6 protein-coding genes are annotated in these 5860 nt (G+C 62.1%); 4 read left to right on the top strand and 2 right to left on the bottom strand.

The genetic code is table 11. The features are described from left to right. On the bottom strand, window positions 1-214 hold a 214-nt coding region (locus EN914_RS21425), incomplete at its 3' end, for a Fur family transcriptional regulator (protein WP_164778834.1). A gap of 242 nt (window positions 215-456) precedes the next feature. On the opposite strand from EN914_RS21425, the gene fabA reads away from it, so the two are divergent. The 4 genes from fabA (at window position 457) to EN914_RS21405 (ending at window position 4823) form a co-directional block, all read left to right on the top strand. Further along, entirely contained in the window at window positions 457-972 is a 516-nt protein-coding gene (gene fabA / locus EN914_RS21420; protein ID WP_013527885.1) for a 3-hydroxyacyl-[acyl-carrier-protein] dehydratase FabA, read from the top strand. A 52-nt stretch (window positions 973-1024) separates the two neighbouring features. Continuing rightward, window positions 1025-2245 (top strand): beta-ketoacyl-ACP synthase I, encoded by a 1221-nt coding sequence (gene fabB, locus EN914_RS21415; RefSeq protein WP_024503470.1) that lies wholly within the window; start codon window positions 1025-1027, stop codon window positions 2243-2245. Between the two features lie 13 nt (window positions 2246-2258). Then, window positions 2259-3071, top strand: coding sequence for an enoyl-ACP reductase FabI (gene fabI, locus EN914_RS21410; RefSeq protein ID WP_024503469.1), 813 nt, complete (start codon window positions 2259-2261; stop codon window positions 3069-3071). 207 nt (window positions 3072-3278) lie between these two features. Continuing rightward, a complete protein-coding gene (locus tag EN914_RS21405; RefSeq protein ID WP_024503468.1) occupies window positions 3279-4823 on the top strand; it encodes a bifunctional diguanylate cyclase/phosphodiesterase in 1545 nt (514 codons plus the stop codon). A gap of 68 nt (window positions 4824-4891) precedes the next feature. On the opposite strand, the gene EN914_RS21400 is transcribed toward EN914_RS21405, so the two are convergent. After that, window positions 4892-5860, bottom strand: a 969-nt coding sequence (locus tag EN914_RS21400) for a class I SAM-dependent methyltransferase (RefSeq protein WP_164778833.1), incomplete at its 5' end; no start/stop codon positions are given.

Genomic DNA, 5860 nt, shown 5'->3' with positions numbered 1-5860 from the left:
GGGTAAACTGGTGAAGGGCATTGTAGACGGTGGCCAGCGACACCGGCACGCCGGCGGCAACCGCCTCCTCGTGCAGTTCCTCGGCCGACAGATGCCGGTCGCCCTTGGCGAAAAGCAGATCGGCCAGCGCAATGCGCTGACGCGTCGGCCTCAGCCCGGCTTCACGGACCCGCTTGTCCACAGCGACATTTTCCTTCCGGCCGTCCAGGTCCATCTTCTCGTCGAACCCCACAGTTCCGCCCCAAGACACGCCCAGAATGGCAAAAAAATGAACGTCTGCCGAAACCGGACCTCTCAGGACATATATTCTGTCGTCCGAATGCGATCAATAGCGCGCATTGACCCAGGCAGACGAGCAGGCTAAGCGCAAACGCCGGTTTCCGGCCTGAAACAGATTGTGTTAGGAAACCAACGACAAGGGCACCCGATGGCCCGGAACGATATGGGATGAGATTGATGGCGGGTAAATCCAGCTACGAGTACGACGAATTGCTGGCCTGCGCCCGCGGCGAACTGTTCGGACCGGGCAACGCCCAGCTTCCCTATCCGCCAATGCTGATGTTCGACCGCATCACCGAGATCAGCGAGACCGGCGGCGCCTTCGAGAAGGGTTTTATCCGCGCGGAGTTCGACATCAAGCCGGACCTGTGGTTCTTTGCCTGCCATTTCATCGGCAATCCGATCATGCCGGGGTGCCTCGGCCTCGACGCCATGTGGCAACTGACGGGCTTCTATCTTGGCTGGCTTGGCGAACCCGGGAAGGGAATGGCGCTGTCGACCGGCGAAGTGAAATTCAAGGGCATGGTCACGCCTTCGGTGAAGAAGGTCGAATATGGCATCGACTTCAAGCGCGTGATGCGGGGCCGGCTGGTGCTCGGCATCGCCGATGGCTGGCTGAAGGCGGATGGCGAACCCATATACGCGGCAACGGATTTGAAAGTCGGTCTGTCCAAGCAGTCGGCGGTCGGCTGACCGGCACCCCTGGCCGGCCCCCTTTGGCCAGCATCCCTGGAAGGAGTTGCGAATGAGACGTGTCGTAGTCACAGGCCTCGGCATCGTGTCGTCGATCGGCAACAATGCCAACGAGGTGCAAGCCTCGCTGCATGACGCCAGATCAGGCATCAGCTTCTCGGATTCCTTCGCCGAACACGGCTTCCGCTGCCAGGTCTGGGGAGCGCCGACGCTCGATCCATCGGCGATGATCGATCGCCGTGCGATGCGCTTCCTGAGCCAGGGTGCTGCATGGAACCACGTCGCCATGGACCAGGCGATCGCGGATGCGGGCCTCGGCGAGAGCGACATCACCAATGAGCGCACCGGCATCGTCATGGGATCGGGCGGACCATCCACCCGCACCATCGTCGAAGCTGCCGAAACGACGCTGAAGAACGGCAGTCCCAAGCGCATCGGTCCGTTCGCGGTGCCGAAGGCAATGTCGTCGACCGCATCGGCGACGCTTGCCACATGGTTCAAGATCCACGGCGTCAACTACTCGATCTCGTCGGCCTGTTCGACCTCGGCGCATTGCATCGGCAATGGCTATGAATTGATCCAATGGGGCAAGCAGGACATCGTCTTCGCCGGCGGCCACGAGGATCTCGACTGGACGATGTCGGACCTGTTCGACGCCATGGGCGCCATGTCGTCGAAATTCAACGACAAGGCATCGACCGCCTCCCGTGCCTATGACGTCAATCGCGACGGCTTCGTCATTGCCGGCGGCGCCGGTGTGCTGGTGCTGGAAGAGCTTGAGCATGCCAAGGCGCGCGGCGCCAAGATCTATGCCGAGATCGTCGGCTATGGCGCGACGTCGGATGGCTACGACATGGTTGCTCCTTCAGGCGAGGGCGCGGTCCGCTGCATGCGCCAGGCGCTGGCCACGGTTTCCACGCCGGTCGACTACATCAACACCCATGGCACCTCGACGCCGGTGGGAGATTCCAAGGAAATGGGCGCCATCCGCGAGGTGTTCGGCCCAGAGATGCCGTACATCACCTCGACGAAGTCGCTGACCGGCCATTCGCTGGGCGCGGCCGGCGTGCAGGAATCCATCTACTCGATCCTGATGATGCAGGGCGGTTTCATCGGCGAAAGCGCCCATATCGAGACCCTCGACCCCGAATTCGAGGGCATGCCGATCGTGCGAAAGCGCATCGACGACGCCAGGATCGACACTGTTTTGTCCAATTCGTTCGGCTTCGGTGGTACCAACGCCACGCTCGTTTTCCAGCGCTATTCCGCATAAGGATTTGCCGGCCATGGACGGATTGATGAAGGGCAAGCGCGGGCTTGTCATGGGTGTCGCCAACGATCATTCGATCGCCTGGGGCATCGCCCGGAAATTGTCCGAACACGGGGCGGAACTCGCCTTCACCTATCAGGGCGATGCCTTCGGACGCCGGGTCAAGCCGCTGGCCGACAAGCTCGGCGCCTCGCTGGTCGTGCCGTGCGACGTCGAGGACAGCGCTTCGGTCGCCGCCACGTTCGAGACCCTGGGCAACGAATGGGGCGGGCTGGATTTCATCGTCCACGCCATCGGCTTTTCCGACAAGAACGAGTTGAAAGGCCTCTACGCCGACACCACCCGGGATAATTTCGTCCGCACCATGGTGATCTCCTGCTACTCCTTCACCGAGGTCGCCCGCCATGCGGCCACCTTGATGAAGGACGGCGGATCGATGATCACGCTGACCTATGCGGGCTCCGTCCGCGTCATGCCGAACTACAATGTCATGGGCGTCGCCAAGGCCGGACTGGAGGCCAGCGTGCGCTACCTCGCCAACGATTACGGTCCGCGCGGCATCAGGGTAAACGGCATATCGGCTGGGCCCGTGCGCACGCTCGCCGGCGCCGGCATTTCGGACGCCCGCCACATGTTCTCCTACCAGCAGCGAAACTCGCCACTGCGCCGCACGGTGACCATCGACGAGGTCGGTGGTTCGGCGCTTTATCTGTTGTCGGATCTGTCTTCCGGGGTTACCGGCGAAATCCACTATGTCGATTCCGGCTATCACATCGTTTCCATGCCGACGCTCGACGAATTGAAGCAGACCGACGGCGGGCGAGACTAACGCCTGTCGGCCAAAGGTGCGCGACGGTTTTGAAATGGCGGACATCTGAAAACACGAAGCTTAAAGCGCGCGGCTAAACCCCGTTTCAGCGCCAGTCGCATTGATCCGCTCAAGAAATACTTTCGGTCCAATAAAATTGGATTCATTCGCGGAAACTCATTTTAAGGAGATATCCGCTAGAAAGCCCCGTACTCAGGGGAACTTTCAATGCTCGCCGTCAGCAACCCGAAGCGAACACCGGTGTTCCGACTGCTCACCATAGCGAGTTCGGGTCTCGGCAGTTTCGTCCTCGGGCTCTGGGGCCTGAAGCTCGGTCTCGGCGATGGCTTTGCCGGCATCTCCGCCGACATGATGGTCTCGGTGATGGCCGCTCTTTGCGCACTGGCGGCGTCGGTCGCCGCGATGTCCTTCTTCGCGGGCGTCGATGAATCGGCGGATTTCGTCTTCACGGAAACCCATTTCGACAAGCTGACCGGCCTGGTGGCACGCCCGGCGATGGTCGGCAAGATTGCCGAGGCGGCATGCGCGACCAGCCGGACCGGCGAGCCGATGTTCCTCATCGATATCGACATCGACCGCTTCAAGCAGATCAATGACGCCATCGGCTACAGCCAGGGCGACGAGTTGATCCGCGCCTTCACCAAGCGCTTGAAGATGTGCGTGCCGCCGCGCGCGCTGATCGGACGCATCGGCGCCGGTGAATTCGCGATCCTGCTCCCCGACAACCAAGTCGCAGGGTCCTTGGAAAGCACCATAGAGAGGCTCATCGACGAGATGATGGAGCCCTATGATCTCGGTACGCACCTGCAATCGGTCAGCCTGTCGGTCGGCATCGTGGCGATGCCAAAGGACGGTGTCGATCCCGTCCTCATCCTGCGCCGCTCCAATCTGGCGCTGCAGAACGCGCGCGCCAGCGGCGTCGGCAACTGGTCCGTCTTCCATGCCGAAATGGGCAGGGTCGCCGACCATCGCCAGTGGATCGAATCCGAACTGCATACAGCCTTCGAGCGCGGTGACTTCGACCTTCATTACCAGCCGCAGCTCGATCTCCCGACCGGCCGCATCGTCGGCTACGAAGCGCTAATCCGCTGGCGGCATCCGGAACGCGGCATGATCCCGCCGATGGAGTTCATTCCGATCGCCGAGGAAACCGGCATGATCGGCCCGATCGGCGAATGGGTGCTGCGCAAAGCCTGCAGCGACGCCCGGCATCTGCCCGACGACTGCTTCGTCGCCGTCAACATCTCGCCCGTCCAGTTCATGACCAAGGACTTCGTCGGCATCGTGCGCGACACCATGACGAGCACCGGCATCAAGCCGTCACGGCTGGAACTGGAAGTGACCGAGACGGCGATGATGCAGGATCGCGACCGCGCCGCCGCCATCCTGAAGGAGCTTGCGGATATCGGCATTTCGGTCGCCGTCGATGATTTCGGCACCGGCTATTCCAATTTGAGCTACCTGATCGATTTCTCATTCGGCAAGCTGAAGATCGACCGGTCCTTCGTCAGCCGCCTCGACACGGATTCCAGCTCCGGTGCGGTCGTCTCGACCATCGTCGGGCTTTCGCGCGCGCTCGGCGTCAGCATCATTGCCGAAGGCGTCGAGACCGAAAGCCAGGCGACACTGCTCAGGGCAGCCGGCTGCGAGGTGGTGCAAGGCTACCTGTATGGCAGGCCCGCCCCCCTCAAGATCAGGGTCGGCGACGTGCATATCACCGATGAGGTCCGGCGCGTTGCCAATCTGCATTGAGTGCGACGCGATATCTGTTTTTGAGCATGATCTTTTCCGAAACCGGTATCCACTTTCGGGATCATGCTTCAACGACGAGCGGAAAGCACCTTGAACATGCCGTCACGAGCGAGTTCGGCATGGCTCGAAAAGACAGCCGCCAAGATCGGCTCGTAGGGAAGCTGACGGTTGGCGACCATGAACAGGCGCCCACCCGGCTTCAAGGCCTTGGCCGCCGCTCGGATCATGCCGGCGCCGATCTCCGGCTCGGCCGCCCGGCTGCGGTGAAAGGGCGGGTTCATGGCAATCGCGTCGTAGCGCTTCTCGACTGGTTCCTTCAGCAGATCGATCCAGAAGAAATTCCTGGCGATCGACTGGCTGACCGCTGCCAGATTGAGCTTCGCGGCTTCAAGCGCGGCGAAATCGGCCTCATAGAGGTCGAGCGCCTGAACGCCGGGGGAGCGGGCGGCGATCTCGGCCGCCACATAGCCCCAGCCGGCGCAGAGATCGGCAATGCTGCCACGCAGGTCATTGGGCAGGTTCTCGACCAGCAATTTCGATCCGGTATCGATCCGGTCGAACGAGAACATGCCGGGCGCGGTGTGAAACCGGCCTTCAACCTGCAGAGCGGGGTTGGCAGCGCGCAATTCTTCCGCGGCGGCCAGATCGGCGGGACGTCGCAGCCAGAAGGCAATGCCGTGATATTTGGGCAAATGGCCTTCAAGCGGCACAAGCTCGTCAACGCGCTTGCGCAGGCTGGCAATGCCATCGTCCTTGCCGCCGGCAATGACGACCAGGCCGCCCGGCGCCACGCGCTCAAGCGCCTGCGCGATGCGCACTTCGTTCAGGCCGCGATGCCGGCCGGCAAGCACAAGTGCCATATCGAAGCCATCGCCTTCCACTTGCGCGGTGACGACGAAGCCAGACGCCTGCAGCGCGCTAAAATGCGGCCGGAAGCCCTGCACGAGGTGAAGCGTCGCCTCAAAGCCTTCAGGCAGGCGAAAACCCGGCTCAGCGCCGAGAAACAGGGCGCGCGTGCCCTTGCCCGGTAGAGGAAC

This window comes from Mesorhizobium sp. M7A.F.Ca.CA.001.08.2.1 (assembly GCF_003998455.1).
Classification (GTDB): Bacteria; Pseudomonadota; Alphaproteobacteria; order Rhizobiales; family Rhizobiaceae; genus Mesorhizobium; species Mesorhizobium ciceri.
The sequence above is the reverse complement of the archived record's forward strand: the minus strand, read 5'-3'. Positions and strand labels throughout refer to the sequence as shown.

What these genes read in the sequence shown, in the direction of transcription:
- fabA (WP_013527885.1), top strand. Translation starts at nt 457, where the DNA reads ATGGCGGGTAAATCCAGCTACGAGTACGACGAATTGCTGGCCTGCGCC.
- fabB (WP_024503470.1), top strand. Translation starts at nt 1,025, where the DNA reads ATGAGACGTGTCGTAGTCACAGGCCTCGGCATCGTGTCGTCGATCGGC.
- fabI (WP_024503469.1), top strand. Translation starts at nt 2,259, where the DNA reads ATGGACGGATTGATGAAGGGCAAGCGCGGGCTTGTCATGGGTGTCGCC.
- EN914_RS21405 (WP_024503468.1), top strand. Translation starts at nt 3,279, where the DNA reads ATGCTCGCCGTCAGCAACCCGAAGCGAACACCGGTGTTCCGACTGCTC.